The organism is Streptomyces sp. NPDC029164, assembly GCF_055563995.1.
On sequence record NZ_JBVHWW010000027.1, the window covers coordinates 52,958 to 79,953 of the forward strand.

The window sequence follows — 26,996 nt, forward strand, 5'->3', positions numbered from 1 at the left end:
GCCCAGAACCCCCCGGGCCCCCCGTGTGGCCAACACAACAGCAAGAGCTGACCCACCCGATCCGGGTGGCCCGCTTCTTCACTGTGGAGCTAAGGAGAATTGAACTCCTGACCTCCTGCATGCCATGCAGGCGCTCTACCAACTGAGCTATAGCCCCTTGTTCTGCCGGCCGCCTCGGTTTCCCTTGCCGGTTCCCCTTGGCGACGTCCCAAACATTACACGGTCATGGCCCCGGTCCAAAAATCGGTTTCCACCGACCGCGGGCCATGTCCGATTTGATCCAACTTGTCACGCTCTCGCAAACTGATAGAAGCGCTTGAGCGTGCAGTGCTCGTCGAGCAGCCGGCCGTAGATCGGCTCCCCTTCCAGCTCACGGTACGTCTCGATCGGGTCGCCTTTTATGATCAGCGCCCGCGCGCATTCCTCGCACCAGTACTGGTAGTCGGGGTTGACCGGGTCCATGTCCCGCACGATCGGCGTGCCGTTGTTGCACCAGTCGCACCGGCGCCGGTGTGCACCCATCCGTCAGCGACTCCCTCCCGCGTCGGGCCGTCGTCTCCCCCTCCGGCGGTCCCGATTCTGCCATGCCGGTGCGGGCCAGGTCAGCAAACGCAAAGGGTACAAAAACAAGGATCCCGCCCCCTATTGGGGACGGGATCCTGATTGTGGAGCTAAGGAGAATTGAACTCCTGACCTCCTGCATGCCATGCAGGCGCTCTACCAACTGAGCTATAGCCCCGCTCTCCGCCGCGCTCCCCCCGTCTCCGGTGTTCCGCGCTGCGAACAAGAAGAACTCTAGCCTGTGACCAGCCGGAAAGTGAAATCCGGGTGGCAGCCCCCGCTAGGAGCGGCAACGAGCGGCAGGAAGCAGCTCAGTCGTCGTCGCCGAGCACCGGTTCCGGCAGGGTGCCGGCGTTGTGCTCCAACAGGCGCCAGCCGCGCGCGCCCTCGCCGAGGACGGACCAGCAGCAGTTGGAGAGCCCGCCCAGGCCCTCCCAGTCGTACGCGTTCAGGCCCAGGAGGCGCCCGATCGTCGTACGGATGGTGCCGCCGTGGCTGACCACGACGAGGGTGCCGCCCTGCGGCAGCCTGTCGGCGTGCGCCAGCACCACCGGTGCGGCGCGGTCGGCGACCTCGGTCTCCAGCTCACCGCCGCCGCGGCGGACCGGTTCGCCGCGCTTCCACGCCGCGTACTGCTCGCCGTACTTCTCGATGATCTCGTCGTGCGTGAGGCCCTGCCACTCACCGGCGTACGTCTCGCGCAGCGCCGCGTCGTGTTCCACGGGCAGCCCGGTGACGGAGGCCAGTTCGGCCGCGGTGGCGGAGGCGCGCCGCAGGTCGGACGCCACGATGGCAGCCGGCTTCAGCGAGGCGAGCAGCCGCGCGGAGCGGCGCGCCTGCGCCACCCCCGCCTCGGTCAGCTCGATGTCCGTGGAGCCCTGGAAGCGCCGCTCCAGGTTCCAACCGGTCTGGCCGTGCCGCCAGAGGACGATCTTGCGTCCGGACTTGCCCGAGGTGCTCGCGCTCAGAACAGATCACCGTCCAGTTCGTCGTCGCCCGCCGCCTCGCGCAGCTTGGCGTGCTCCTCGGCCTTGCCGATGGTGAGCTTGGCGTCCTCGGGAAGCTCGATCTCGGGGCAGTCCTTCCACAGGCGCTCCAGCGCGTAGAAGACCCGCTCCTCGCTGTGCTGGACGTGGACGACGATGTCGACGTAGTCGAGCAGGATCCAGCGGGCGTCGCGGTCGCCCTCGCGGCGCACCGGCTTGGCGCCGAGCTCCTTGAGCAGGCGCTCCTCGATCTCGTCGACGATCGACTTGACCTGGCGGTCGTTGGGCGCCGAGGCGAGCAGGAAGGCGTCGGTGATCGACAGCACGTCGCTGACGTCGTACGCGATGATGTCGTGCGCGAGCCGGTCGGCCGCGGCCTGGGCGGCGGCGGTGATGAGCTCGATGGAGCGGTCCGTGGCGGTCACTGGCCATGCTTTCGGGTTGGCGGGCAGATCCTTACAAGGGTCTCATGTACCGCCGACACCGCCCGCGCGGAACGGCCCGCGCGGGCGAAAGCACCTCCCGGGACCGGGCCGGAGCCCGGATCGGGACGCCTCAGGACTCCTCAGGAGGCCTTGTAGTCCTTGCCCAGGACCACCACGACCTCCGCGTTCACGGCGTTCTCGGCCTTCTTCACGACCGTCTCGGGCAGTCCCAGCGTCTTGGCGACCTCGATCGCCCGGTCCCGCTGCGCGTCGTCCTGGTACGTGATCTGCGAGGCGGCCGCGGTCTTGTCGGCCTTGCCGCCGTCCACGAAGGTGTAGCCGCCGTTCGTCAGCGCCGCCTTCGCTGCGATCTGCGCCTTCTCGTCGCCGGTGGCGTCCTTGAGGCCGACGCGCGGGGTGGCGCCGGGCTGCGCCTCGGTGGCGGATCCGCCGAGCACCTCCTTGACGACCTTCTTGTTGGCCTCGTCCGTGAGCGTGCCGTCCGGCTTCACGGCGAGGGTGTCCGTGCGGTACGCGCCCACCTTGGCGTGCTCGCCGAGCCGGGCCAGCAGGGCGCCGAGGGTCTGCGCGTTCAGGGCCGGGTCGAGGATCTGGCCGATGCTCTCGACCGTCACGGCCGCCGCCTTCGGGTCGCTCGGGACCTTGCGCAGGACCGCCTGGAGGACCTTGCCCACGCGCTCCAGCTGCTTGGCCTCCGGTTCGCCCTGGCCGCGGTGGGTGGCGTACGCGACGGCCATGGCACCGCTCAGGCTCTGCTTCTGGCCCTGGGCCACGGCCGGGGTCTTGGCCGCGTCGTCGGCCGGGACCGCGGTGTCCGTGTCGACCTCGATGCCGCCGACCAGCTCGACCAGGTTCTCCAGGAAGGGGGTGTCCAGCCGCCAGGTGCCGCCGATGTGGGTGCCGAGCACCGAGTCGAGGGCTTCCCGGGTGCCGATGCCGCCCTCCTCGACCGCCTTGCCGAGGCCCGTCGCGGAACCGTCCTGGCCGCTGAGGGCGAGGGTGTTGGGCAGCAGGACGGTGGCGCCCTGCTTGGTGGTGACGTTGTCGACGAGCAGCGCCGAGGAGGTGCCGCCCTTCTTGGTGTTGTGCAGGTGGACGACGATCATGTCGCGCTTCTGCGCCCCGGCGGCGGTCGCACCGGTCTTGTCCTTGCCGGGGCCTTCGAGGAAGGGCAGCTTGCCCGCGTACCAGAGGTAGCCGAGGCCGCCGACGACGAACACGGCGAGGACGACGATCAGCGCCACCACCCGGTTGCGGCCGCGGCGGCGGGCCTCCTCGCGGCGCTCGGTCCGGCTCTCGGTGAACTTGAGCCAGTCGATGACGTCCTCGGAGTCCTCGTCCGGCTGGTCGATGAAGGCGAACATCTCGGTGCGGTAGTCCCGGCCCGCCTCGGGCTCGCCGTCGGGCCGGCGCGGCTCGGGGACCTGGGCGGCCCGGCGCTCGGCCGGGGCCGGCGCCGGCGCCTCGGGAGCGGCCGGCTGCGGGGCGCTCTGCTCCGGAGCGGCCTGCTGCGGGGCTGCCTGCTGCGGGATCCACTGCTGGGTCTGCTGCGTGTCGTACCCGTAGCCGGGCGCCTGCACGTACTCCTGCTGCCCGTACTCCTGGGCGGCCGGCTGCTGCGCGTAGTACTGCTGCTGCTGGCCGTAGTCCTGGTAGTCGTAGCCGTACTGCTGCTGCTCGTACTGCGGCGGCGCGGGCTGGGCGGGCTGGGCGGGCACCTGGCCGTACACCGGCCGCCCGTACGCGTCGTAGCCGACGAGCTGCTGCTCCTGGGCGGCATACGGGTCGTACGGATCCTGTCGGTCGTTCACCGCGGGGCCCCTCTCTCCGGAAGCTCAGGCTCCCCGGTACAGCTCACGCTTGTCGATGTAACGCACGACGCCGTCGGGCACCAGGTACCAGACAGGATCCCCCTGGGCCACCCTCGCACGGCAGTCCGTGGACGAGATCGCCAGCGCGGGAACCTCGACGAGGGAGACGCCGCCCTCGGGCAGCCCGTCGTCGGTGAGCACGTGGCCCGGGCGGGTGACGCCGATGAAATGGGAGAGCGAGAAGAGCTCGTCGGCGTTCCGCCAGGTCAGGATCTGTGCGAGCGCGTCGGCACCCGTGATGAAGAACAGGTCGGCGTCGTCGTTCAGCGCCTTGAGGTCCCGCAGGGTGTCGATCGTGTACGTCGGCCCGCCGCGGTCGATGTCGATGCGGCTCACCGAGAACTGGGGGTTCGATGCCGTGGCGATGACCGTCATCAGGTAGCGGTCCTCGGCGGGCGATACGGCCCGCTGCGACTTCTGCCACGGCTCACCGGTCGGCACGAACATCACCTCGTCGAGGTGGAAAAGGGCGGCCACCTCGCTGGCGGCCACCAGGTGTCCGTGGTGGATCGGGTCGAATGTCCCGCCCATCACGCCGAGCCGGCGCTTGACCGGACCGGTAGGCGTCTCCTGCTCTCCCATGAGCGCAGAGCCTACTGGCCCGGCGGACCGGTCGGTCTAGCGGTCGCGGTTCAGGCGCGTGGTGACCCAGAGCATGAGCATCAGGACGACGAAGGCACCGCCGCCGGTGAGGTACGGGTTCAGGCTGTCGTGGTTGCCGCTGTGCTGTTCGGCCCCCTCCGAGGCGAGGACGACCAGGTTGTGGGCGGTGGAGGCGAGGCTCATCAGGCAGGTACCTATCGAGTCGGGGAGCGGGCGGAGACTTCGCTCACATCGTATGCGGGGGCCTGGGGCACGCTCACGCCGACTCAGGCGTTGGAGAGGATAGACGCACGGCCGAGCAGGTCCATCCAGGGGAGGGCGCTATGACGGAGACGGGTTTCGAGAAGGCACCGGCGAGGGACCGCAGGAGGTTCCCCGGTATCTCCTCGCGGGCGTATGAGCATCCGGCGGACCGCTCGGCGCTGGTGGCGCTGCGCAAGCTGACCGGGTTCGACACCGTGTTCAAGGCCCTGAGCGGGCTGCTCCCGGAGCGGAGCCTGCGGCTGCTGTTCCTGTCGGACTCGGTGCGGGTGGGCGAGACGCAGTTCCCGCACCTGTACGCGATGCTGCGCGACGCCTGTTACATCCTGGACCTGGAGAAGGTCCCGCAGATGTACGTGCAGCAGGACCCGAAGCCCAATGCCATGTGCATCGGGCTGGACGAGCCGATCATCGTGGTGACCACGAGCCTCGTCGAGCTGCTCGACGAGGAGGAGATGCGGGCGGTGGTGGGCCACGAGGTGGGTCACGCCCTGTCGGGGCACTCCGTCTACCGCACGATCCTGCTGTTCCTGACGAGCCTGGCGATGAAGGTCGCGTGGATCCCGCTGGGCAACGTGGCGATCACGGCGCTCGTGACCGCGCTGCGGGAGTGGTTCCGCAAGTCGGAGCTCTCGGCGGACCGGGCCGGCCTGCTGGTGGGCCAGGACGTGACGGCCTCGATGCGGGGGCTGATGAAGCTCGCGGGCGGCAACCACCTGCACGAGATGAACGTGGACGCCTTCCTGGAGCAGGCCGACGAGTACGAGAAGGGCGGCGACCTGCGCGATTCCGTCCTGAAGATCCTCAACATGCTGCCGCGGACGCACCCCTTCACCACGGTCCGGGCGGCCGAGCTGAAGAAGTGGTCGGAGAGCCGGGACTTCCAACGGATCATGGACGGCCACTATCCGCGCCGCGAGGAGGACAAGGACGCCTCGGTCACCGACTCCTTCCGGGAGTCGGCCGCGCACTACGCCGACTCGGTGCGCACCAGCAAGGACCCGCTGTTCAAGCTGGTCGGCGACATCGCGGGCGGCGCGGCCGACATGGGCGGCAAGCTCCGCGACAAGTTCACCGGCGCCGGCAGTGGATCCGGCTCGGGCACCGGGCCGACGGCCAAGGGCGGGGCTACGGAGCAGGGCTGACCTGGGTCTCGCCCGGGGTCGCGGAGGGCGCCAGTACGCCGCACAGCCCGGCCGTGCGCCGCGGCTGGCCTGTGGCGTACGGGTCGCTCGCGGGCGGGCCCACCGTGGTCGGGCCGGCTCCGGCCAGTACCGGGCGGAAGCCCCCGCCCTGGTCGCTGGAGCAGTCCTGCGGCCCGGCCATCACGTAGGCCGCGGCCAGCTCCAGGCGCCGGGCGCTCAGGTCGTCCTTGTCGAAGCGCAGCCGCAGCTCCCGCCGGACGGTGAAGAGCGAGGCGCCCTCGGCCGCGGCCGGGACCCCGGTGGCCGGCCGCACGGCGTACACGAAGGTGTGGTCGGTCATCACCTCCAGCACCTCGGGGGCGACCTCCGCGTAGGCGAGGCTCCCGCTCACCCGGACCCGGGCGTCGGCCACGACGGCGATGGCCGGGTCGAAGCGGACCAGCCAGCCGGTGACCGCGTGCCGCCCGTCGCCGGCGGGCGAGGTCATGCTGCGGTCGAACTGCGCCAGCTGGTCGGGGTCGAGCAGGACGCGCACCGGCCGGTTGGCGGCTCCGGCCAGGACGTCGGGGTCCAGCGAGGAGTTCACCAGGTAGTCCTTGGCGATGGACAGCGCGGTGAGGATCTGGACGTCGGTGAAGTGGTCCGTGCGGCGCACGGCGGGCAGGTTGATCCCGGCCGCCCCGACGCGGTAGTCGGCGGCGGGGCTCTTCGCGTACAGGTCGGCGGGGCGCCCGCCGGGCACGGCGGTGGTCGGCGCGAGCGGGACCACGGTGCTGCTGAGCGCCTGGGCGGCTCCCCCGGGCGGGGCGACGTAGGGGTTGCGCAGCCCCATGTAGACGGCGCCGGCGAAGGCCGTGGCGATGAGCAGCACGAGCAGCATGCCCTGCCGGGCGCCGCGGCCGGGGGTGCCGGTCCGGGACCCGGGGCCGCCGCCCGACCAGATGGAGCGGCTGCGCACGGCCCGGGCGTGCTCGCCCATGCGTTCCTGTGCCGAGTACTCCTGGAGCCGGGCAGCCCGGACGAAGTCCTCGTCGAACACCACCGATCGGTAGTCGTCCGACCGGAACTCGTCTTCGCCCCCGCCCATGCCTTCGGGGGTGCCGTTGGGCGGATCTCCTGGAACGGCCATCGCTTCTCCCCGCTGTCCCCGCTTCAGAGAAGCCCCCAGCTCCGACGTACGCGAGTGGGGTCGTACCTTCAGGGTTGGCGGACGGAGGGGTACGTAAACGCGCCGACGCCGGTGACTTCCCGGCCGGGGGTGCTGGCGGGTGCCGGGGCCGGGTCCGCCTCGCCCGCGGCGCTGCGGTAGACGGCGCTGAAGGCGAGCGCGACCATGCCGAGGCCCATCACGAAGGCGAGCACCCAGGCGACGGGGCGCAGCCAGGGCGCGCGGCCGCGGTACGGGCGCAGGCTGCCGCCGTAGGCCCCGTACGGTCCGTATGGGCCGTCGGGGTAGCCGTGGTCGCGGTCGTCCCAGCCCTGGTCGTCGGCCTCGTACCCGTCGGGGTGGCCGTATCCGTATCCGTCGTAGTCGTCGTCGCCCGTCCAGCCGCCGGCCACGGCGCGGGCGGCTTCCGCCTCCGCGCGCGCCCGGTCGGCCGCCCGCTGGCGTTCGGCGGCACTCGGTTCATGGATCTCGGCGTTCCGGACGAAGGCCTCGTCGAACACCACGGAGGCGAAGTCCTGATCCGCGCCTCCGCGGTCGTCGTCGGGCTCCCCGTCGTCCGGGAACGGCTTGCCCCCCACGTCGTCCGGCACAGGACCAGCCTAGACCTGGGGGGCGCCTTTGGGCAGGGTGTCGGCCGAATTCCGGCCACACCGCGTCCAGGCGATGACTACCGAACGTGACCGTCGCCGGTGACGACGTACTTGGTGGAGGTGAGCTCGGGAAGGCCCATCGGGCCCCGGGCGTGCAGCTTCTGGGTGGAGATGCCGATCTCGGCGCCGAACCCGAACTGACCACCGTCCGTGAACCGGGTGGACGCATTCACGGCGACCGTGGTCGAGTCGACCAGCTGGGTGAAGCGGCGGGCGGCGGCCTGGGAGGTGGTGACGATCGCCTCGGTGTGGCCGGAGGTCCAGCGGCGGATGTGGGCGACGGCGTCGTCGAGGGAGTCCACGACGCCCGCGGCGATGTCGTAGGAGAGGTACTCGGCGGCCCAGTCCTCGTCGGTGGCGGGCAGGGCGGTGACCTTGCCGCCCTCGGCCGCGGCCAGGACCCGGGCGTCGCCGTGCACGGTGACGCCGGCGTCGGCGAGCGCCTCGAGGGCGCGGGGCAGGAAGGCGTCGGCGATGTCGCGGTGGACGAGGAGGGTCTCGGCGGAGTTGCAGACCGAGGGCCGGCTGGCCTTGGAGTTGACGAGGATGTCCACGGCCATGTCCAGGTCGGCCTGGGCGTCGACGTAGACGTGGCAGTTGCCGGTACCGGTCTCGATGACCGGCACGGTGGACTCCTCGACCACGGTCTTGATGAGGGAGGCGCCGCCGCGCGGGATGAGCACGTCGACGAGGCCGCGGGCGCGCATCAGCTCGCGGACGGACTCGCGGGACTCGCCGGGGACGAGCTGGATCGCGTCGGCGGGCAGGCCGGCCCCGGTGATGGCGTCGCGCAGGATGGCGACGAGCGCGGTGTTGGAGGCGTAGGCGGAGGAGCTGCCGCGCAGCAGGACCGCGTTGCCGGACTTGAGGCAGAGGGCGGCGGCGTCGACGGTGACGTTGGGGCGGGCCTCGTAGATGATCCCGACGACGCCGAGGGGAACGCGGATCTGCCGAAGGTCGATGCCGTTGGGGAGGGTGCCGCCGCGGACGACCTCACCGACGGGGTCGGGGAGGGCGGCGACGTCGCGCACATCGGAGGCGATGGCGGCGACGCGCTCCGGGGTCAGCGTGAGGCGGTCGATGACGGTCTCGCTGGTGCCGGCGGCGCGGGCCTTGTCCGTGTCCACGGCGTTGGCGGCGATGATCTCGGCCGTACGGGCCTCCAGCGCGTCCGCGATCGCCAGCAGGGCCGCGTCCTTGGCGGACCGCGGGAGTGGCGCGATGGCGGCGGCGGCGGTGCGGGACCGCTGGGCGGTGGCGATGACGGGCGAGGTGGCGGTGGCGGCATCGAGCGAGGTCATGCCGCCCAGGGTAAGCCCCCGCCGGTGCCCCGCCGAGGGGGTTCCACCCCGCGAGACGCCGCCGCGGGCCGTCTGCGGGGCCGCTGCGCGGGGCCTTCTCCCCGCCCCGCCCTTTCACCGTTTCTCCCCCAGCCACCGCCGGGAGGTGCCCCAGGGCTCCGCCCGGACCCGATCCTCACGCGCCGGACGGGCTGAACGATGCCTAGTACGGGTGGACGCCCACCGGGTGGGCCGGGGGTGGGCCGTAGCCTTCGGCCACTCGCTGGTGGTAGGTGGCGCGGTCGATGACCTCCAGGCCGACGATCTCCCAGGGCGGGAGCTGCGCCGAGGAGCGGTGTTCGCCCCACAGGCGCAGGGCGACGGCCGCCGCGTCGTGGAGGTCGCGGGCCTCTTCCCAGTAGCGGATCTCCGCGTGGTCGTCGGCGTACCGGCTGGTGAGCAGGAAGGGGTGGTCGTGGGCCAGTTGTTCCAGTCCGCGCCGGACCTCGGACAGCGGGGCCGGCTTGCCGGAGACGCTCAGGGTCACGTGCCACAGGCGCGAGGCGTGGTCCTGCTCCTCCCCGCCACCGCCACCGTCCCCCGGACCGACGCTGGTCAGCGCTCGTCTCACCAGCCGCCTCCTGTCTCCGCTGCGCGTGTCCGCCCGCCCCTCACAGTTGACCAGTCCCCGGCCCTCCGCGCTGCGCTTTTCCCGAACCTCAGCCCTGTAGCAGGACCAGATCGTCCCGGTGGACGACCTCCCGCTCGTACGCGGGTCCGAGTTCCCGTGCGAGCTCGCGAGTGGAGCGGCCGAGGAGCTGCGGGAGCTCCTTGGCGTCGAAGTTGACGAGGCCCCTGGCCACCGCGCGGCCGTCGGCGGCGCGCAGTTCCACGGGGTCCCCGGCGACGAAGTCGCCCTCGACGGCGGCGATGCCGGCCGGGAGGAGGGAGCTGCCGCGTTCGGTGACGGCGCGCACCGCCCCGTCGTCCAGGACCAGGTGGCCCTGCGGGGTCGAGGCGTGCTGGAGCCAGAGCAGCCGGTCCGCCGAGCGGCGCCCGGTGGCGTGGAAGAACGTGCCGGTCCCGCGCCCGGCGAGGGCGTCAGCGGCCTGGCTCGCGGAGGTCAGCACGACCGGGATCCCGGCGGCGGCCGCGATCCGGGCCGCCTCGACCTTGGTGACCATGCCGCCGGTGCCCACGCCCGCCTTGCCGGCGCTGCCGATCGTGACGTGCGCGATGTCCTCGGGTCCGCGGACCTCGTCGATGCGGGTGGTGCCGGGCTGGGACGGGTCGCCGTCGTAGAGGCCGTCCACGTCGGAGAGGAGGACGAGGAGGTCGGCGCGGACGAGGTGGGCGACGAGGGCGGCCAGCCGGTCGTTGTCGCCGAAGCGGATCTCGTCCGTGGCGACGGTGTCGTTCTCGTTGACGACGGGCAGGGCGCCCATGGTCAGGAGCTGGTCCAGGGTGCGGAACGCGTTGCGGTAGTGGGCCCGGCGGCTGGTGTCGTCCGTGGTCAGGAGCACTTGGCCGACGCGGATGCCGTAGCGGGCGAAGGAGGCGGTGTAGCGGGCGACGAGCAGGCCCTGGCCGACGCTGGCGGCGGCCTGCTGGCGGGCCAGGTCCTTGGGGCGGCGGCGCAGGCCGAGCGGGGAGAGTCCGGCGGCGATGGCTCCGCTGGAGACGAGGACGATCTCCTTCTCGCCGCCGCTGCGGGCCTTGGCGAGGACGTCGACCAGCGCGTCCACCCGGTCGGCGTCGAGTCCGCCCGCCGCGGTGGTCAGGGAGGAGGAGCCGACCTTGACCACGATCCTGCGGGCGTCCACGACACCTTGCCTAGCCGCTGACACGTCTGTCCCCTTGCCCCTTGCCGAAATGCCTGCCACCTCAATCTACGGGGTGGGCGCGACGGGCTGCTCGGGGGTTTCAGACCCTGGACGGGCCGTCGTGCGCGTGCTCCGGCTCGGCGGCCCGCGCCGCGCCCGGGACGAGGATCTTGCGGGAGAGGAGGAAGGTGAACGGGATGGCCACGATCGCCGCGACCAGCGGGGCGATCCGGGTGTCCATCCCGGCCCAGGCCACCAGCGCGTAGAGGCCGGCCGACTGGATGACGTAGTTCGTCACGTTCGTCAGCGGGAAGAGGAAGAACTTCTTCCAGGTCGGCCGGGTCCGGTAGGTGAAGTACGTGTTCATGAAGAACGAGCCGACCATCGCCAGGCCGAAGGCGAGGGAGTAGGCGGCGAAGTACGGCATCCACGGGTGCAGCAGGAGGTAGATGCCGAAGAAGGTGCCGGTGTTGACGCCGCCGACGAGGGCGAAGCGAAAGATCTGGCCGAGCTGGTCCCTGCGGCTCATCGGGCGCTGCGCTCCACGACGGCGGGCTCCGCCGCCGGCTTGGTCCGGCCGTCGCGCGAGGGCTGCTCCGCGCCGTGCGACTCCTTCACCAGGAAGTGCGGCCGGCGCTTGGTCTCGTAGTAGATGCGGCCGATGTACTCGCCGATGAGACCGAGCATGATCAGCTGGACGCCGCCCAGGCCGGTGATGATCGCCACGAGGGTGACGTAGCCCGGGGACTCGACGCCGTTGGTGATCGCCGTGATCGTGATCCACAGCGCGTACAGGCCGGTCAGGGCGACCAGCGACACGCCGAACCAGATGCCGATGCGCAGCGGCCGGTTGTTGAAGGAGATCAGGCCGTCCATGCCGTAGTTCAGCAGGGAGCCGAACTTCCACTTCGTCTCGCCGGCCTCGCGCTGCGCGTTGCGGTAGTCGAAGTGGACGGTGTCGAAGCCGATCCAGGAGAAGAGGCCCTTGGAGAAGCGGTTGTACTCCGGCAGCGACAGCAGGGCGTCCACGGCCGGACGCGAGAGCATGCGGAAGTCTCCGACGCCGTCGGTGAGCTCGACGTCGACCCAGCGGTTGACGCCCCGGTAGTAGAGGCGGCTGAGGGCGGAGCGGAGCTTCTTGTCGCCCTCGCGCGTGCGGCGGGCGATGATCTGGTCGTGGCCCTGCCGGTAGTGCTCCAGCATGCGCTCGATGAGCTCCGGCGGGTGCTGGAGGTCGGCGTCCATGATCACGACGGCGTCGCCGGTGGCCTCGCGCAGGCCGGCGAGCATGCCGGCCTCCTTGCCGAAGTTGCGGCTGAAGGAGACGTAGCGCGTCTGGTCCCCGTGTTCCGCGGCGATCTTCCGCAGTTTGCCGAGGGTGCCGTCGCGGCTGCCGTCGTCGACGTAGCAGATCTCGTACTCGACGGGGAGGGCGTCCAGGACCCTGCGGACCTCCGCGTCGAAGCTGTCGATGACGGCCTCTTCGTTGTAGCAAGGGACAACTACGGACAGCTTCGTCATGAACACTTCCTGCTGGGTCCGAACGGGTGATTGTCGGCGACCGGACCGGCCTCTCACCTCTTCCTTAGAAGTATGCACGGCGAGGGTGGAGCGTCGGTCGGTCTGCCTGAGCCGAGAGCGGTACACGGTAGCTTTGACGAGATAAGCGGAATGAGCTGAACGAAACGCAACGAAACGAAGGGATCGAGGTGCACGTGCCCGACGTCTCCGTGGTCGTCATCGTCTACAACGACGCAGAGCGTCTGTCGACAGCAGTCCAGTCCGTTCTGGACCAGACCCTGCACGGGGTCGAAGTCGTGATCGTCGACGACTGCAGCAAGGACCGTTCCTACGCGGTCGCCCAGGAACTGGAGGCCGCGCATCCGGGGAGAGTGCGCGCTTTCCAGCTGCCGGAGAACAGCGGTGGCTGCGGCGCGCCGCGCAACCACGGAATCCTGCAGGCCACCGGAACGTACGTGATGTTCCTCGACAGCGACGACGTGCTGGAGCGCAACGCCTGCCGGAACATGCTCCAGGCCGCCGAGCGGACCGGCTCCGATCTGGTCTCGGGCATGTGCGTACGCGTGCACCTCGACAACCGGTGGGGCAAGACCACCGAGTGGTACCCCTGGATCTACTCGCGCACCCGCACGCTGGAATCGATCACCGAGTTCCCCGACCTGCTGGTCTACGACACCCTCTCGACGAACAAGTGCTACCGGCGCGCGTTCCTGCTGGAGCAGGGCCTGGAGTTCCCGGTCGGCATCCACTACGAGGACCTGCTGTTCTCCGCGCAGGCCTACGTCGCGGCCGCACGCATCACGCTGATCCCCAACCACGTCTACTTCTGGAACGTGGTCGAGAAGGCCGCCGCCCTGTCGATCAGCAACCGGCGCCACGAGATCAAGAACTTCGTCCACCGGATGGAGATCCACCGCCGCGTCGACGAGCTGCTGGCGGCCAAGGGCCACGCGGACATCAAGTCCGCGAAGGACGCCAAGTTCGTCAAGCACGACCTGGTGCTGCACCTGCGCGACCTGCGCCTGCTGAGCGACGAGTACCGCCAGGAGTTCGCCCGGCTGGCCAACGGCTACCTCGCGGGCATCGACCCGGCCGCGTACGAGAACGTCACCCACCTCCAGGCGATCTGCGCCTACCTGCTGGGCAAGGAGGACTGGGACAACCTGCTCCCGGCCGCCGACGCCATGACCAACAAGGGCCGGCTCACCTCCCCCCTCGCCGAGCGCGACGGCCGCGTCTACTGGTGCGGGCGGCACATCGACAGTCCCGACCCCGCAGAGGCCGCCGAGGCCCGCCGGATACTGGACGTCACCGAGCAGGGCTTCCACACCACCCCGCTCACCTCCCTCACGCTCGGCAACCGCCTCACCTCCTACGAGGACGACGGGCGCGGCACCGTCACGATGTCGGGCTCCCTCGTGAACCCGCTGGGCCGGATCCCGGCCGACGCGGAGCTGAAGGCCACGCTCGAGTTCCGGGCCCGCCGGCAGGTCGGCGTGCGTTCCTTCGGCTTCCCCGTGGCAAGCGTGCGCCACGCCGGTGACACGATCGAGTGGACCGGGACCGCCGACGTCGCCGGCACGGTCCGCCCCCTCGGCATCATCGACGCCGTCTGGGACGTCCGCCTCAAGCTGACCGCCGGGCGCGAGCGGCTGACCACCCGCGTCTCGGTGGGCGGAGTGGACCTGGACTCGGCGGCCCGGCTGCGCGTGCGGCCGCGCCTGACCCGGCTGGTCTCCGACCGCTTCGGGCCGGAGATGACCAAGAAGGGCAACCTCAGCTACGTCCTGACCGCCGAGGGCGCCGCCGCCGTACGCACCCAGTCGCTGATCAACAACGCCATACAGGGCAAGGCGGCCGGCGTGGTCAAGCGGGGCCTGCGCAAGGCCCTGCGGGCCCGCCGGAACATGGGCTCCGGCGAGCAGAAGGTGAAGCTGTACCACGAGGTCTTCTCGAAGCTGCCGGTCAAGAAGGGCACGGTCGTCTTCGAGAGCCACATGGGCAAGCAGTACAGCGACAGCCCGAAGGCGATCTACGAGGAGATGGTGCGCCAGGGCGTGCCGTTCGAGGCGATCTGGTCGTACGCGGGCGGCAAGCCCACCGGCTTCCCCAAGGAGGCCACCCTGGTGCGGCGCTGGAGCTGGCCCTACCTGCGGGCCCTCGCCCAGGCCGAGTACTGGGTCGACAACCAGGGCTTCCCGCTGGCGCTGGCCAAGCGCCCGGGCACCACGTACATCCAGACCTGGCACGGCTCCGCGCTCAAGCGCATGGGCTTCCACGAGCCCCGCACCAAGGCGCAGGGCCGGGCCGGCCAGAAGCGCTTCCAGGAGGCCGTCGACCGCTTCGACCACTTCCTGATCCGCTCCGAGCACGACACCCGCACCCTCGCCAAGGGCTTCCGGCTGCGCGACGAGGTGCTGCTGCGCACGGGCTACCCGCGCAACGACGCCCTCGTCGAGGCGTACCGGACGGAGGCGGACAGCGGTGAGCGGGTCCGCGGCCCGCTGGCGACGGAGCTCGGCATCGACCCGGACAAGAAGGTGCTGCTGTACGCGCCGACCTTCCGGGCGGGCGCGGACGGCGCGGTGGAGGGCTTCACCTTCCCCTTCGACGTGGAGGAGTTCGCGGACCGGCTCGGCGACCGCTTCACGCTGCTCGTGCGGACCCACTACCTCAACAGCGTCTCGCTGCCGCCGTCGGTCGCCGGCCGGGTCATCGACGTGTCCCGGCACCACGACATCACCCCGCTGCTGGCCCTCGCCGACGGACTGATCACCGACTACTCGTCCGTGATGTTCGACTACGCGGTCCTGGACCGGCCGATGCTGTTCTTCGCGTACGACTACGAGAAGTACGCCAACGACATCCGCGGCACGTACTTCGACCTGAAGGAGAAGGCCCCGGGCCCGGTGGTGGCCACCGCGGACGAACTCCTGCAGGCGGTCGCCGCCTTCGAGGAGGCGGACGTCAAGTACGCGCAGGCGCGCCAGCGCTTCCTCGCCGAGTTCGGCGAGTACGACCGCGGCGACGCGGCCCGCCAGATCGTCGAGAAGTTCTTCACCAGGAGCGGCAAGTGAGCCAGGAGACCACCACCCCGGGCGGCCGTGACATCTTCATCGTCTCCAACAACGTCGACGAGCTCGGCGGCGTGACCACCTGGTCGCACCAGATGGCCCGGCTGTTCACGGACCGCGGCCACCGGGTGCACATCGTCGGCATCGCCCCGGTCGCCGAGGAGATCCGGCAGAAGCTGCCGCAGGACCTGCCGTACGCGATGACCACGCTCTACGACGCCCACCCGCCGTCGGCCCGCCGGCTGCGCGGCATCAAGGGCCGGCTGAACGCCCCCGAGCGGCGCCGTCAGGCGGCCCGGCGGGCGAAGATGCGGGTCAAGGCGGAGCAGCTGAGCGAGCTGCTGCGCACGGCCCGTCCGGGCGGTGTGGTCATCGTCACGCAGGTCTGGGCGATGGAGTGGGTGGCGCTCGCCGACACCAAGGGGCTCAGCGTCATCGGCATGAGCCACGAGTCCTTCGAGGCCAGCCACAAGTCCACCCGTGGCGAGCGGGTCCGCCGCTACTACTCCCAGGTCGACCGGCTGCTGGTGCTGACCGCCGAGGACGCGGACCTGTGGATCCGGGCCGGCATGGAGAACGTCGCCAGCATGCCGAACCCGCTGCCCTTCATGCCCGACACCCCGGCCCCGCGCACGGAGAAGGTCGTGGCGTGCGTCGGCCGCCTCGCCTTCGAGAAGGGCGTCGACCTGCTGCTCGACGCGTGGGCGGACACCGCGCCGCACCACCCCGACTGGGTCCTGCGGATCTACGGGGCGGGCGCGGAGGAGGAAGCGCTGCGGGCGCACTGCACCTCGCTGGGGCTGGACGACTCCGTGCAGTGGATGGGCAGCACCGGCGATGTTCTGGGCGCCCTGCGCGGGGCCTCGGTCTTCGCCCAGGCCTCGCGCGCCGAGGGCTTCCCGATCACGCTGCTGGAGGCGATGGCGGCGGGCGTTCCGGTGGCCGCCTTCGACTGCGCGCCGGGCGTACGGGAGATCGTCGAGCACGGCGAGGACGGGCTGCTGGCCCGGCTGGGCAACACGATGGAGCTGGCCGGGCACCTGAACGCGCTGATGTCCGACCGCGAGCTGCGCGACCGGCTCGGGGACAACGCCTTCCACGCGGTGAAGCGGTACTCCAGCACCGACATCACCGACCGCTGGGAGAGGCTGTTCTCCTTCCTGGAGCGCTGAGCGCGCCCACCGCGCGACACACGAAGCCGCCCGCCCCGGACGCGTCCGGGGCGGGCGGCTTCGTCACGTGGCCTTCGCCGGCCGGTCAGGCCTTGTGGACGTCCTTGTGACGGTCGGTGCGGGCGGCCTTGTTGGCCTCCCAGCCCGCCCAGGCGGAGGTGACCATCTCGCGGACGTCGTGGCGGGCCTTCCAGCCCAGCTCACTGGTGATCTTGTCGGCCGAGGCCACGACCTTGGCCGGGTCGCCGGCGCGGCGCGGGCTGATCACCGGCGCGTAGTCGTGTCCGGTGTTCTTGTTCAGGAGCGCCACCATCTCGGCGACCGAGACGCCCTCGCCGCGCCCGATGTTGACGGTGAGGTCCTTGTAGTCCCCGGCCGCACCCCACTCGGCGAGCTTGCGGGCCGCCGCCACGTGGGCCTCCGCGAGGTCCTCGACGTGGATGTAGTCGCGGATGCAGGTGCCGTCCGGGGTCGGGTAGTCGTCGCCGAAGATCTTGGCTCCCTGGCCGGCGTCGTAGCGCTCGAAGACCATCGGGACCAGGTTGAAGACGCCGGTGTCGGCGAGCTCGGGGGTCGCCGCGCCCGCCACGTTGAAGTAGCGCAGGCAGGCGGTGGAGATGCCGTGCGCCTTGCCCGCGGCGCGGACCAGCCACTCGCCGGCCAGCTTCGTCTCGCCGTAGGGGCTCAGCGGCGCGCAGGGGGTGTCCTCGGTGACCAGGTCCACGTCGGGCATGCCGTAGACGGAGGCGGAGGAGGAGAAGAGGAAGTTGCGGATGCCCGCCTCGGCCACGGCCTGGAGCAGGACCGTGAGGCCCTGCACGTTCTCGTGGTAGTAGTACAGCGGCTTCTCGACGGACTCGCCGACCTGCTTCTTGCCCGCCAGGTGCACCACGCCGGTGATCTTGTGCGCGCGGAGGGTCTTGTCCAGGGTCAGCCGGTCCAGGACGGAGCCGACCACCAGCGGGACGCCCTCCGGGACGCGGTCCTCGTTGCCCGTGGACAGGTCGTCGAGCACGACGACCTTCTCCCCCGCGAGCAGCATCGCGCGGACGACGTGCGCGCCGATGTAACCGGCGCCACCGGTGATCAGAAACGTCATGTGTATCTCCTTGGTCCTGTCCGACTTCGGTGGGGAAAGCGCAGCGGTGTGGAAGGGGCCGTCAGCCCGCCCCGCGGCCTGCCCGGGCCCGGTGGAAGCGGTTGCGCACGAGGTACAGCGCTCCCTCGGCGCCGGGCGCGAGGCGCAGCGCGAGGGCGCCTGCACCCGTCCGGTAGGGCTGCGCCAGCAGAACACCGTACCGGCTGCTGGGCAGGGCCCGACGGCGGAGCAGGCGGCCGCCGGGGCGCAGGGAGGTGAACACCGAGCTCCCGTCGGCGCACTCCACGCGCACCCCGACGTTCCAGGCCTGCATCCTGCGCAGCCCCTGGCGGCGGCCCGTGACGGCCAGGTCGGCCAGCCGAAAGGGCAGTACGGCGATCCAGCCGCCGTTGCGGTCGGGGCGCAGCTCGACAGGCTGGGCGAGGACCGGCTCGGCTCCCGCCCGCGGGATGAAGCTCAGCTGCACGGTCCGGGGCCCGGCCTCGGCGAGGCGCCCGTACAGGTCGTGCAGGCGGATCCGGACGGCGCCGCGGCCGGCCGGTTCGGCGTCGACGGTCACGGGCAGTTCGGCGACCGGGAGCTGGGCCAGGCCGTCCAGCTCCACCGGGAGCTCCTCGCTCCACACCGGGGCGCCGGTGGGGCCGACCGCGTACGGGGGCAGCAGCCGCGGCGGTTCGGCGGCCAGCCGGGTGAGCCGGCCCACGTCGGCGGGCGGGGTCGCGGTGGCGCGCAGCACCCCCGCGATCCAGCGGGCGTGGGCGGCGGCGGACTCGATGTCGGCCTCGGCGAAGGTGTCGAGGTATGCACGGGTGAGGGTCCACCAGGCGGCCTGGTACTCGGGGTCCTTGCCGAGCTCGCGCAGGTACATGCGCAGGTCGTACTCGAGGAACTTCACCTGGCAGGCGCTGCCCAGCACCGGGGAGGCGGCGGCGAGGGTCCGGGCGGCCGTCCGGTGGGCCTCGATGCGGGAGCGCCAGTTCCCGACGTCCTTGCGGTCCAGGGAGATCGACACCTGGGCGGCGCCGCGGCGCACGTGCCAGACGTAGACGAGGTCGCCGGTGACGGCGATGCGGGGGGCCGCGGCGAGCACGCGCGAGGTGAAGACGAAGTCCTCGTAGACGAACCGGCCGTCGGGGAAGCGCAGGCCGTGCTCCTCCAGGAAGGCGCGGTCGTAGAGCTTGTTGACGCAGAGGGTGTCGCGGACGAGCTCGGGCCGGTCCGCCGGCCGCTCGATGACGTCGCCGGGGGTGTACAGCCCGGGCATCCACGGCACGTCGTGGCGCTGGGGCAGCTCGCGCCGGACCGCCGCGCCCACGGTCACCGGGGCGCCGTGCTGCTCGGCGGTGCGCACCAGGGCGTCGGCCGCACCCGGCGGCAGGACGTCGTCGCTGTCGAGGAAGAGGACGTACCGGCCGGACGCGGCCGCGATCCCGTCGTTGCGCGGGGTGCCGCACCCCCCGCTGTTCTCCGTGCGGTGCACGACCTTCAGGCGGGGGTGCGCGGCCGCCAGCTCGTCCAGCACCCGCGCGGTGCCGTCGGACGAGGCGTCGTTCACCGCGATGACCTCGGCGACCACCGGGCCCTGGGCGAGGGCCGAGGAGACGGCCTCGCCCACGAGCCCGGCGTCGTTGTACGCGATGACCACGACGGAGACCGTGGGGAGGTTGCTGCTGTTCACCCGAAGGATCCTAGGCGACCCACATAAAGACGCCTTCAAACCCTCCGGGGCAGATTCCCTCGGCAGGGGACTAGAACGGCCGGAATTCGTCGTACTCCTTCTGCGCCGAGTCCCCGCGCTGGGCTTCCTTGTCCTTGCGGCGGGTGGTGGCCGGACGCGGGGCGTCCAGACGGTGGTCCTCGCCGCGGCGGCCCAGCATCTCGGCGCCGGCCATCACGGTCGGCTCCCAGTCGAAGACGACCGCGTTCTCGTCGGAGCCGATCGCGACACCGTCACCGGCGCGGGCGCCGGCCTTCTTCAGCGCCTCCTCGACGCCGAGGCGGTTGAGGCGGTCGGCGAGGTAACCGACGGCCTCGTCGTTGTTGAAGTCGGTCTGGCGAACCCAGCGCTCAGGCTTCTCGCCGCGCACGTTGTAGACGTCCTCGACCTCGTCGTAGGTGACGGTGAAGCCGGCGTCGTCCACGGCCTTCGGACGGATGACGATGCGGGTCGCCTCCTCCTTCGGCTTGCGGGCGCGGGCCTTGGCGATGCCCTCGGCGAGGAAGTAGGAGAGCTCCTTCAGGCCCGTACGGGCGACCGCGGAGACCTCGAAGACCTTGTAGCCGCGCGCCTCCAGGTCCGGGCGGACCATGTCGGCGAGCTCCTGGCCGTCCGGGATGTCGACCTTGTTCAGGACGACGAGGCGCGGACGCTTCTCCAGGCCGCCGCCGTAGAGCTTGAGCTCCTCCTCGATGACGTCGAGGTCGGCGATCGGGTCGCGGTCGGACTCCAGGGTGGCGGTGTCCAGGACGTGCACGAGCACCGAGCAGCGCTCGACGTGACGCAGGAACTCCAGGCCCAGGCCGCGGCCCTGGCTGGCGCCGGGGATCAGACCCGGGACGTCGGCGATCGTGTAGACCGTCGAGCCGGCCGTGACGACGCCCAGGTTCGGGACGAGGGTGGTGAAGGGGTAGTCCGCGATCTTCGGCTTGGCCGAGGAGAGCACCGAGATCAGCGAGGACTTGCCGGCGCTCGGGAAGCCGACCAGCGCCACGTCGGCGACGGTCTTGAGCTCCAGGACGATGTCGCCGGTGGTGCCGGGGACGCCGAGGAGCGCGAAGCCGGGCGCCTTGCGGCGGGCGGAGGAGAGCGCGGCGTTGCCGAGGCCGCCGCGGCCGCCCTCGGCGGCCACGTAGGTGGTGCCCTGGCCGACGAGGTCGGCGAGGACGTTGCCCTCCTTGTCGAGGACGACGGTGCCGTCCGGCACGGGCAGGACCATGTCCTGGCCGTCCTTGCCGGAGCGGTTGCCGCCCTCGCCGGGCTTGCCGTTGGTGGCCTTGCGGTGGGGGCTGTGGTGGTAGTCCAGCAGGGTGGTGATCGCCTGCTCCACCACCAGGATGACGTCGCCGCCACGGCCGCCGTTGCCGCCGTCGGGGCCGCCGAGCGGCTTGAACTTCTCCCGGTGAACGGAGGCGCAGCCGTGGCCCCCGTTACCCGCGGCGACATGCAGCTCGACGCGGTCCACGAAGGTGGTCATGGTTGTTCCTCCAGTTACATACGGGAATGTCCCGGACAGGCCTTGCTGTCCATTAAAACGTCTGTACGTACCAACGCGCCGAGGGCGGACCTCTCTTCCCGGCCAGAGCCGGGAAGAGCTGAGATCCGCCCTCGGGAAGTTACGAACGCTTGATCAGCCGGAGCTGGATCAGGCGGCCGGAACGATGTTGACGACTTTGCGGCCACGGTGCGTGCCGAACTGCACGGCACCCGCCTGCAGCGCGAACAGCGTGTCGTCGCCACCACGACCGACACCCGAACCCGGGTGGAAGTGGGTGCCACGCTGGCGGACGAGGATCTCGCCGGCGGAAACGACCTGACCGCCGAAGCGCTTCACGCCGAGCCGCTGGGCATTGGAGTCGCGCCCGTTCCGGGTGGACGATGCGCCCTTCTTGTGTGCCATGTCTCAGTCCCTCTTACTTCGCAGCCGCGGGGATACCGGTGACCTTGATCGCCGTGTACTGCTGGCGGTGACCCTGGCGACGGCGGTAGCCGGTCTTGTTCTTGTACCGAAGGATGTCGATCTTCGCACCCTTGTGGTGGTCCACGATCTCGGCCTGGACCTTGATGCCGGCCAGGACCCACGGGTCGCTGGTCACGGCGTCGCCGTCGACAACGAGCAGGGTCGAGAGCTCGACCGTGTCGCCAACCTTGGCAGTGGAAATCTTGTCAACCTCAACGATGTCGCCGACAGCAACCTTGTGCTGGCGACCACCGCTGCGCACGATGGCGTACACGCGGATCTCTCTCTCACTCGGGACGGATGCTCCTGAAGCCAGCCGCTCAGGCAGGCCCCTCGTACCGACGGGGACGACTCTGATCCGGATTGGACGAGCGGCCTCTCTCGAACGACGCTCGCGCGTGCGGTTCGGGAGGAAGGTGCTCAGGAGCGCGGCGCACGCCTGGACGGATTCGTCCAAGACACGCCGACGGTCTAGGTTACGGGCCCGGTTCCGGAGGGTCAAACCGGGCCCCGCACGACCATGGGCCCCGCCGCTCGGCGGGGCCCACGGTCATGAGCGGATCAGGCTTCGGTCGCAGCCGAGACGGACGGGGCAGTCTGCTGCTCCGCCGCCGCGGTCTTCTTCGTCGCCCGCTTCGCCGCGGTCTTCTTGGTCGTGGCCGCCTTCTTGGCCACGGTCTTCTTGGCGGCCGCCGCCTTCTTGGCCGGGGCCTTCTTCGCCGTGGTCGCCTTCTTGGCCGGAGCCTTCTTGGCGGCCTTCTTCGCCGGCGCGGCCTCCTCGGCCGGTGCGGCCTCCTCGGCCGGTGCGGCCTCCTCAGCTGCGGCCGGGGCCTCGGTCACCGGGGCCTCGACGACCACGACGGCGGCCTCCGCCGCGCCTGCCGGGGACCCGGCGGGTGCGGTGGCCTTACGGGTGGCACGCCGGCGCGGACGGGCCGGTGCGGCCTCCGCCACGGGGGCCTCCTCGACCACGGCCACGGGCTCGGGCTCGGGCTCGGGCTCGACGACCGGCTCGGGCTCCGGCACGACGACCGGCTCCGGCTCCGGCTCCGGGGCCACCTCGGCCGCGGGGGCCGGGGCACCCGCCGGGGCGGTGGCCTTACGGGTCGCACGGCGACGGGTACGGCCCTTCGGCGCGGCGTCCTCGGCCACTGCCTCGGCCACGACCTCCGCGACCACCTCCGAAGCCTCCACGGCCTCGGCGACGACCTCGGCGGCCGGCTCCAGCACCGTGTCGGCGGCCTCGGTCACCGGCTCGGCCTCGACCACGGGGGCCGGGGCCCCGGCCTGCGCCGGAGCGGCCGCACCGCGCGGGGCGCCCGCCGGGGCGGTCGCCTTGCGGGTGGCGCGGCGCCGGTTGCGGCGGCTGCTCAGACCCGCCGCGGCCTCGGCCTCGGCCGGGCTGCTGTAGAGCTCCTCGTCCGCGACGAACTCCGGCTCGGGCAGCGCCCGCGGCGCGGCGGCCTCGGCCGCCACCTCCGCCTCGGACTCGAACTCCGTGTCGACCACCTCGACCGTCTCGACCTCGTGGTCGTGCTGGTCGAACTCACCACGGCCGCCGCGGCGCTTCGAACGCTTGCCGTTGCCACCGCCGCCGATCACGGTCGGCGTCTCCATGTGGACGATGACACCGCGGCCGTTGCAGTGGACACAGGTCTCGGAGAAGGACTCCAGCAGACCCTGGCCCACCCGCTTGCGGGTCATCTGGACCAGGCCCAGCGAGGTGACCTCGGCCACCTGGTGCTTCGTACGGTCGCGGCCCAGGCACTCCAGCATCCGCCGCAGGACCAGGTCGCGGTTGGACTCCAGGACCATGTCGATGAAGTCGATGACGACGATGCCGCCCAGGTCGCGCAGCCGCAGCTGGCGCACGATCTCCTCGGCCGCCTCCAGGTTGTTCCTGGTGACGGTCTCCTCGAGGTTGCCGCCCTGACCGGTGAACTTGCCGGTGTTGACGTCGATGACGATCATCGCCTCGGTCTTGTCGATCACAAGCGAGCCGCCCGAGGGCAGCCACACCTTGCGGTCGAGCGCCTTGGCGAGCTGCTCGTCGATCCGGTACGTCGCGAAGACGTCGACCTCGGAGGTCCAGCGGGACAGCCTGTCGGCCAGGTCCGGGGCCACGTGGTTCACGTAGCCGTGGATGGTCTCCCACGCGCCGTCACCGCTGACGATGACCTTCGAGAAGTCCTCGTTGAAGATGTCGCGCACGACGCGGACGGTCATGTCCGGCTCGCCGTACAGCAGGCTCGGCGAAGAGGTCGAGATCTGCTTCGACTTCTTCTGGATGTCCTCCCACTGGGCCTGCAGACGCTCGACGTCGCGGCGCAGCTCGTCCTCGCTCGCGCCCTCGGCGGCGGTGCGCACGATGACGCCCGCGTCCTCGGGGACGATCTTCTTGAGGATGGTCTTCAGACGCGCGCGCTCGGTGTCGGGCAGCTTGCGGCTGATGCCGGTCATCGAGCCCTCGGGCACGTAGACCAGGTAGCGGCCGGGCAGCGAGACCTGGCTGGTCAGGCGGGCGCCCTTGTGGCCGATCGGGTCCTTGGTGACCTGCACCAGGACCGACTGGCCGGACTTGAGGGCGGACTCGATGCGGCGCGGCCCGTTGGCCATGCCGAGCGCCTCGAAGTTGACCTCACCGGCGTACAGGACGGCGTTGCGGCCCTTGCCGATGTCGATGAAGGCGGCCTCCATCGACGGCAGCACGTTCTGGACCTTGCCCAGGTAGACGTTGCCGACGTACGAGGTGGCTTCTTCCTTGTTGACGTAGTGCTCGACGAGCACGTTGTCCTCGAGGACGCCGATCTGGGTGCGCTCGCCGGCCTGGCGGACGACCATGACGCGCTCGACGGCCTCACGGCGGGCCAGGAACTCGGCCTCGGTGATGATCGGCACGCGGCGGCGGCCCTGCTCGCGGCCCTCGCGGCGGCGCTGCTTCTTCGCCTCCAGACGGGTCGAGCCCTTGATGGACTGGACCTCGTCGGACGGCTCGGCCTTCTCGCGCGCCGGGCGCGGCTCGCGGACCTTGACGACGGTGCGCACACCGTCGTCGTCACCCGCTTCGGCGGTCTCGGCACCGGTGTCGCCACTGCGGCGACGGCGACGGCGGCGACGGCGGCTGGAGCTGGAGCCGAGTGCCTCCTCGGCCTCGTCGTCCTCCTCCTCCTCGGCCTCCTGCTCGGTGGCCTCGGCCTCTGCCTCGGTCTCCTCCTCGGCGGACTCGTCGAGGTCGGCGGCCTCACCACGACGGCGGCGACGGCCACCGCGACGGCGGCGGCGCGACGGGCGCTCGCCCGACTCGTCGCCCTCGTCGAACTCGGCGGACTCCTCTTCGAGCTCGGCCTCGGGCTCCTCCTCGGCCAGCACCTCGGGGAGGGAGACCGGCGCGGACTCGGCGGCCGGAGCGGACTCGGCGGCGCCGCGCCCACGGCGACGGCGGCGGCCGGCGGGCTGCGGGGCGGGGGTCTGGACGACCTCGGCCTCAGCCTCGAGCTCCTCCTCCTCGACCTCGTCGGCCGGGGCGGCGGCGCGGGCGGCCGCGGCGGCCATGGCGGCCGTCTCGGGGGTCTGGAACATCGGCTCGGCGAAGACCGGGGCCTGGAAGACGGCCACGGCGGGGCGCGCGGCGCGGCGGGCGCGGGCCGGGGCGGCGGGCGCCTCGGCCTCGGCGGCGGGCTGCGCGGCGGGCTGCGCGGCGGGCTGCGCGGCGGCGGCCGGGGCGGTGGTGGAGCGGGTGGCACGGCGACGGCCGCCGCGCTTCGGGGAGTCCAGGGCGTCGGCCACGGTGAAGGTGCGGGCGGTGGCCTTGGGGGCCTCCTCCACGACCGGTTCGGCCTCGGCGGCCGGGGGCTCGACACTGGCGGCGGCCTCGGCGGCCGGAGCGGCCGGGGCGGTCACGGCGCGAGTGGCACGGCGACGGGCACGCGGAGCGGGAGCGGCCGGGGCCTCCTCCTCGACCACCGGCGCGGCCTCGACCACGGGAGCCTCGGCGGCCGGAGCCTCCGGAGCGGTCACGGCACGGGTGGCACGGCGACGGGCACGCGGAGCGGGAGCGGCCGGGGCCTCCTCCTCGACCACCGGCGCGGCCTCGACCACGGGAGCCTCGACGGCGGCGGCGGCCTCGGCGGCCGGGGCGGCCACGGCGCGGGTGGCACGGCGACGGGCACGCGGAGCCGGAGCGGCCGGCGCCTCCTCCTCGACCACCGGCGCGGCCTCCGCCGCGGGAGCCTCGGCGGCCGGAGCCTCCGGAGCCGTCACGGCACGGGTGGCACGGCGACGGGCACGCGGAGCGGGAGCGGCGGGCTCCTCGGCGGCGGGTGCGGCGGCAGCGGGAGCCGCGGCGGCGGGGGCCTCGACGACGACGGCCTCGGCCGGCGTCTCGGGAGCGGCCACGGCGCGGGTCGCGCGGCGGCGGGTACGTGCGGGGGCGGCGGCCGGAGCGGCCTCCTCGACGGGGGCGGCCGGAGCGGCCTCCGTCACCGGGGTCACCTCTGCGGTGGCCCCGCCGGGCGGGCCGGCGGGCCGGGAAGCGGCGCGGCGACGCCTGCGCGGGGGCAGGTTGTCGCTGGGGCTGCCGCTGTCGGCGTTACCTGCGGTGGTGTCGTTTTCGTTGTTGAGCATTGCGGGCGGTTCTCCCGTCACGCTCCCGGGCGCCGCGGCTGACTTCCGGTCCGGCTCGGCTCCGCGTAGTGAGCGCGGAACCGGCCTCCGGGGCGCGTTCGCCACACGGGAGCTGTAGTCCATGGCCGCCGGTTCCGTACGTGTTGTCCGTACGGCCTGGCGGAAGTCTTCAGGTCAGTGCGCGGCCCGACCCAGGTGGCTCCCGAGTACCAGGGCTGCGCGACGACGACGATCCCTACGCGGCGGGACCTTCCGGCGCCTTCGCGTCGGCGGCTACGGCGGCCGTGGATGGAGCGGCCGTATCAGCCTCGCGGTCGGGCGCGAGCGGGTCGGTCACCGTGCCGGACTCCTCGTCGAAGAGCCCCTGCGCCAGCCTGGTCACCGCTGAGGGGACCGGCGGCGCCAGGTCGGCCACAGCTCGGAGACCGGACAGGACGTCGTCGGGTCGCACGGCAGGTGTCAGATGCCGAACAACCAGCCGCAGTATCGCACAGGCATTGTCCAGCGGCCTATCAGCCGGGGCAGGAAGGGCTTCCAGGCTGACGACCGCGCCACGCGTGTCGAAGGTCCGCATTCCGTTCTTGGTACGGCGCTGCACCTCCACGGTCTCGGCGGCGAGGAACGCCGTCACGGCCCGCTCGGCCTCGGCGAGCTCCACGCCGTCCAGGCGCAGCTCCCACACGGAGGCGGTCAGCCGGTCGGCGAGGCCCGAGGTGCGGGCCTCGACGGCGTCGATGATGTCGAGCCCGGTCGGCATCGACTCGTCGAGCAGCTCGCGGAGCTTCTCGGGGTCGCGGGGCTCGGCGAGGGCGATCTCCAGGTATTCGGCCTCGCTGCCGGTCCCGGTGGGGGCGGCGTTCGCGTACGAGACGCGCGGGTGGGGGGTGAAGCCGGCCGAGTACGCCATCGGCACCTCGGCGCGGCGCAGGGCCCGCTCGAAGGCGCGCTGGAAGTCGCGGTGGCTGGTGAACCGGAGGCGGCCGCGCTTGGTGTAGCGCAGTCGGATGCGCTGCACCACCGGTGCGGGAGGCGGGCC

The 26,996-nt window shown here is 71.8% G+C and carries 23 protein-coding genes and 2 tRNA genes; 3 read left to right on the plus strand and 22 right to left on the minus strand.

Features of this window, described 5'->3' with window-relative positions; all coding sequences use genetic code 11:
• Positions 1-84: 84 nt before the first annotated feature.
• The 8 genes from ACZ4VT_RS25060 to ACZ4VT_RS25095 all read right to left on the minus strand — a co-directional run bounded on the left by ACZ4VT_RS25060 (position 85) and on the right by ACZ4VT_RS25095 (position 4,650).
• A tRNA-Ala gene (locus ACZ4VT_RS25060) sits at positions 85-157 on the minus strand.
• A 131-nt stretch (positions 158-288) separates the two neighbouring features.
• On the minus strand, positions 289-522 hold the full coding sequence (locus ACZ4VT_RS25065) for a hypothetical protein (RefSeq protein WP_008738908.1): 234 nt from the start codon (positions 520-522) through the stop codon (positions 289-291).
• Between the two features lie 144 nt (positions 523-666).
• Positions 667-739, minus strand: a tRNA-Ala gene (locus tag ACZ4VT_RS25070).
• A 133-nt stretch (positions 740-872) separates the two neighbouring features.
• Entirely contained in the window at positions 873-1,529 is a 657-nt protein-coding gene (locus tag ACZ4VT_RS25075) for a histidine phosphatase family protein (protein ID WP_467952939.1), read from the minus strand.
• Positions 1,526-1,972 carry a ribosome silencing factor gene (gene rsfS, locus ACZ4VT_RS25080; protein WP_030008628.1) on the minus strand — a complete coding sequence of 149 codons (447 nt, stop codon included), beginning with the start codon at positions 1,970-1,972 and terminating at the stop codon, positions 1,526-1,528. Before rsfS ends, ACZ4VT_RS25075 begins: the two co-directional genes overlap by 4 nt.
• Positions 1,973-2,112: 140 nt before the next feature.
• Positions 2,113-3,804 carry an LCP family protein gene (locus tag ACZ4VT_RS25085; protein ID WP_467952860.1) on the minus strand — a complete coding sequence of 564 codons (1,692 nt, stop codon included), beginning with the start codon at positions 3,802-3,804 and terminating at the stop codon, positions 2,113-2,115.
• 24 nt (positions 3,805-3,828) lie between these two features.
• The gene (nadD, locus tag ACZ4VT_RS25090) at positions 3,829-4,446 is read right to left on the minus strand and encodes a nicotinate-nucleotide adenylyltransferase (RefSeq protein WP_030710913.1); all 618 of its coding nucleotides are present in this window, start codon (positions 4,444-4,446) and stop codon (positions 3,829-3,831) included.
• A 36-nt stretch (positions 4,447-4,482) separates the two neighbouring features.
• Positions 4,483-4,650, minus strand: coding sequence for a hypothetical protein (locus ACZ4VT_RS25095; protein WP_319720698.1), 168 nt, complete (start codon positions 4,648-4,650; stop codon positions 4,483-4,485).
• 140 nt (positions 4,651-4,790) lie between these two features.
• Here ACZ4VT_RS25095 and ACZ4VT_RS25100 point away from each other — a divergent pair, with 140 nt between their 5' ends.
• The gene (locus ACZ4VT_RS25100) at positions 4,791-5,873 is read left to right on the plus strand and encodes a M48 family metallopeptidase (RefSeq protein WP_467952862.1); all 1,083 of its coding nucleotides are present in this window, start codon (positions 4,791-4,793) and stop codon (positions 5,871-5,873) included.
• Here ACZ4VT_RS25100 and ACZ4VT_RS25105 read toward each other — a convergent pair.
• From ACZ4VT_RS25105 to ACZ4VT_RS25135, 7 genes are all read right to left on the minus strand, one after another.
• Positions 5,857-7,002, minus strand: a complete 1,146-nt coding sequence (locus ACZ4VT_RS25105) for an SCO2583 family membrane protein (RefSeq protein WP_467952863.1) — start codon at positions 7,000-7,002, stop codon at positions 5,857-5,859. The two genes, ACZ4VT_RS25100 and ACZ4VT_RS25105, sit on opposite strands and share 17 nt — an antisense overlap.
• Before the next feature lie 68 nt (positions 7,003-7,070).
• A complete protein-coding gene (locus ACZ4VT_RS25110) occupies positions 7,071-7,631 on the minus strand; it encodes an SCO2584 family spore wall biosynthesis protein (RefSeq protein WP_467952865.1) in 561 nt (186 codons plus the stop codon).
• A 77-nt stretch (positions 7,632-7,708) separates the two neighbouring features.
• A complete protein-coding gene (locus ACZ4VT_RS25115; RefSeq protein ID WP_467952866.1) occupies positions 7,709-8,992 on the minus strand; it encodes a glutamate-5-semialdehyde dehydrogenase in 1,284 nt (427 codons plus the stop codon).
• Between the two features lie 202 nt (positions 8,993-9,194).
• Complete coding sequence (locus tag ACZ4VT_RS25120; RefSeq protein WP_351592494.1) at positions 9,195-9,656, minus strand: hypothetical protein; 462 nt, start codon at positions 9,654-9,656, stop codon at positions 9,195-9,197.
• Positions 9,657-9,690: 34 nt separating this feature from the next.
• Positions 9,691-10,818, minus strand: coding sequence for a glutamate 5-kinase (gene proB / locus ACZ4VT_RS25125; protein WP_362808360.1), 1,128 nt, complete (start codon positions 10,816-10,818; stop codon positions 9,691-9,693).
• 76 nt (positions 10,819-10,894) lie between these two features.
• Positions 10,895-11,323: a GtrA family protein gene (locus ACZ4VT_RS25130; protein ID WP_467952868.1), complete on the minus strand. Its 429-nt coding sequence runs from the start codon at positions 11,321-11,323 to the stop codon at positions 10,895-10,897.
• Positions 11,320-12,315, minus strand: a complete 996-nt coding sequence (locus ACZ4VT_RS25135; protein ID WP_467952870.1) for a glycosyltransferase family 2 protein — start codon at positions 12,313-12,315, stop codon at positions 11,320-11,322. Before ACZ4VT_RS25135 ends, ACZ4VT_RS25130 begins: the two co-directional genes overlap by 4 nt.
• A 188-nt stretch (positions 12,316-12,503) precedes the next feature.
• Between ACZ4VT_RS25135 and ACZ4VT_RS25140 the strand changes: the two genes are divergently transcribed.
• Positions 12,504-15,392: a bifunctional glycosyltransferase/CDP-glycerol:glycerophosphate glycerophosphotransferase gene (locus ACZ4VT_RS25140; protein WP_467952872.1), complete on the plus strand. Its 2,889-nt coding sequence runs from the start codon at positions 12,504-12,506 to the stop codon at positions 15,390-15,392.
• Complete coding sequence (locus ACZ4VT_RS25145; protein WP_467952874.1) at positions 15,389-16,561, plus strand: glycosyltransferase; 1,173 nt, start codon at positions 15,389-15,391, stop codon at positions 16,559-16,561. Before ACZ4VT_RS25140 ends, ACZ4VT_RS25145 begins: the two co-directional genes overlap by 4 nt.
• Positions 16,562-16,646: 85 nt before the next feature.
• On the opposite strand, the gene galE is transcribed toward ACZ4VT_RS25145, so the two are convergent.
• From galE to ACZ4VT_RS25180, 7 genes are all read right to left on the minus strand, one after another.
• Positions 16,647-17,660 carry a UDP-glucose 4-epimerase GalE gene (gene galE, locus ACZ4VT_RS25150; protein ID WP_467952876.1) on the minus strand — a complete coding sequence of 338 codons (1,014 nt, stop codon included), beginning with the start codon at positions 17,658-17,660 and terminating at the stop codon, positions 16,647-16,649.
• A 61-nt stretch (positions 17,661-17,721) separates the two neighbouring features.
• Positions 17,722-19,338, minus strand: coding sequence for a glycosyltransferase family 2 protein (locus ACZ4VT_RS25155; RefSeq protein WP_467952878.1), 1,617 nt, complete (start codon positions 19,336-19,338; stop codon positions 17,722-17,724).
• 70 nt (positions 19,339-19,408) lie between these two features.
• Positions 19,409-20,854: a GTPase ObgE gene (gene obgE / locus ACZ4VT_RS25160; protein WP_362808380.1), complete on the minus strand. Its 1,446-nt coding sequence runs from the start codon at positions 20,852-20,854 to the stop codon at positions 19,409-19,411.
• Positions 20,855-21,022: 168 nt separating this feature from the next.
• A complete protein-coding gene (rpmA, locus tag ACZ4VT_RS25165) occupies positions 21,023-21,277 on the minus strand; it encodes a 50S ribosomal protein L27 (RefSeq protein ID WP_030027134.1) in 255 nt (84 codons plus the stop codon).
• 13 nt (positions 21,278-21,290) lie between these two features.
• Positions 21,291-21,611, minus strand: coding sequence for a 50S ribosomal protein L21 (gene rplU, locus ACZ4VT_RS25170; protein WP_008738952.1), 321 nt, complete (start codon positions 21,609-21,611; stop codon positions 21,291-21,293).
• A gap of 287 nt (positions 21,612-21,898) precedes the next feature.
• The gene (locus ACZ4VT_RS25175; protein WP_467952881.1) at positions 21,899-25,960 is read right to left on the minus strand and encodes an Rne/Rng family ribonuclease; all 4,062 of its coding nucleotides are present in this window, start codon (positions 25,958-25,960) and stop codon (positions 21,899-21,901) included.
• Positions 25,961-26,195: 235 nt separating this feature from the next.
• The gene (locus ACZ4VT_RS25180) at positions 26,196-26,975 is read right to left on the minus strand and encodes a TIGR03936 family radical SAM-associated protein (protein WP_467952883.1); all 780 of its coding nucleotides are present in this window, start codon (positions 26,973-26,975) and stop codon (positions 26,196-26,198) included.
• Positions 26,976-26,996: the final 21 nt, after the last annotated feature.

What these genes read in the sequence shown, in the direction of transcription:
- ACZ4VT_RS25105 (WP_467952863.1), bottom strand. Translation starts at nt 7,002, where the DNA reads ATGGCCGTTCCAGGAGATCCGCCCAACGGCACCCCCGAAGGCATGGGC.
- ACZ4VT_RS25065 (WP_008738908.1), bottom strand. Translation starts at nt 522, where the DNA reads ATGGGTGCACACCGGCGCCGGTGCGACTGGTGCAACAACGGCACGCCG.
- nadD (WP_030710913.1), bottom strand. Translation starts at nt 4,446, where the DNA reads ATGGGAGAGCAGGAGACGCCTACCGGTCCGGTCAAGCGCCGGCTCGGC.
- ACZ4VT_RS25100 (WP_467952862.1), top strand. Translation starts at nt 4,791, where the DNA reads ATGACGGAGACGGGTTTCGAGAAGGCACCGGCGAGGGACCGCAGGAGG.
- ACZ4VT_RS25115 (WP_467952866.1), bottom strand. Translation starts at nt 8,992, where the DNA reads ATGACCTCGCTCGATGCCGCCACCGCCACCTCGCCCGTCATCGCCACC.
- ACZ4VT_RS25130 (WP_467952868.1), bottom strand. Translation starts at nt 11,323, where the DNA reads ATGAGCCGCAGGGACCAGCTCGGCCAGATCTTTCGCTTCGCCCTCGTC.
- ACZ4VT_RS25095 (WP_319720698.1), bottom strand. Translation starts at nt 4,650, where the DNA reads ATGAGCCTCGCCTCCACCGCCCACAACCTGGTCGTCCTCGCCTCGGAG.
- galE (WP_467952876.1), bottom strand. Translation starts at nt 17,660, where the DNA reads ATGACGTTTCTGATCACCGGTGGCGCCGGTTACATCGGCGCGCACGTC.
- ACZ4VT_RS25135 (WP_467952870.1), bottom strand. Translation starts at nt 12,315, where the DNA reads ATGACGAAGCTGTCCGTAGTTGTCCCTTGCTACAACGAAGAGGCCGTC.
- obgE (WP_362808380.1), bottom strand. Translation starts at nt 20,854, where the DNA reads ATGACCACCTTCGTGGACCGCGTCGAGCTGCATGTCGCCGCGGGTAAC.
- ACZ4VT_RS25175 (WP_467952881.1), bottom strand. Translation starts at nt 25,960, where the DNA reads ATGCTCAACAACGAAAACGACACCACCGCAGGTAACGCCGACAGCGGC.
- rpmA (WP_030027134.1), bottom strand. Translation starts at nt 21,277, where the DNA reads ATGGCACACAAGAAGGGCGCATCGTCCACCCGGAACGGGCGCGACTCC.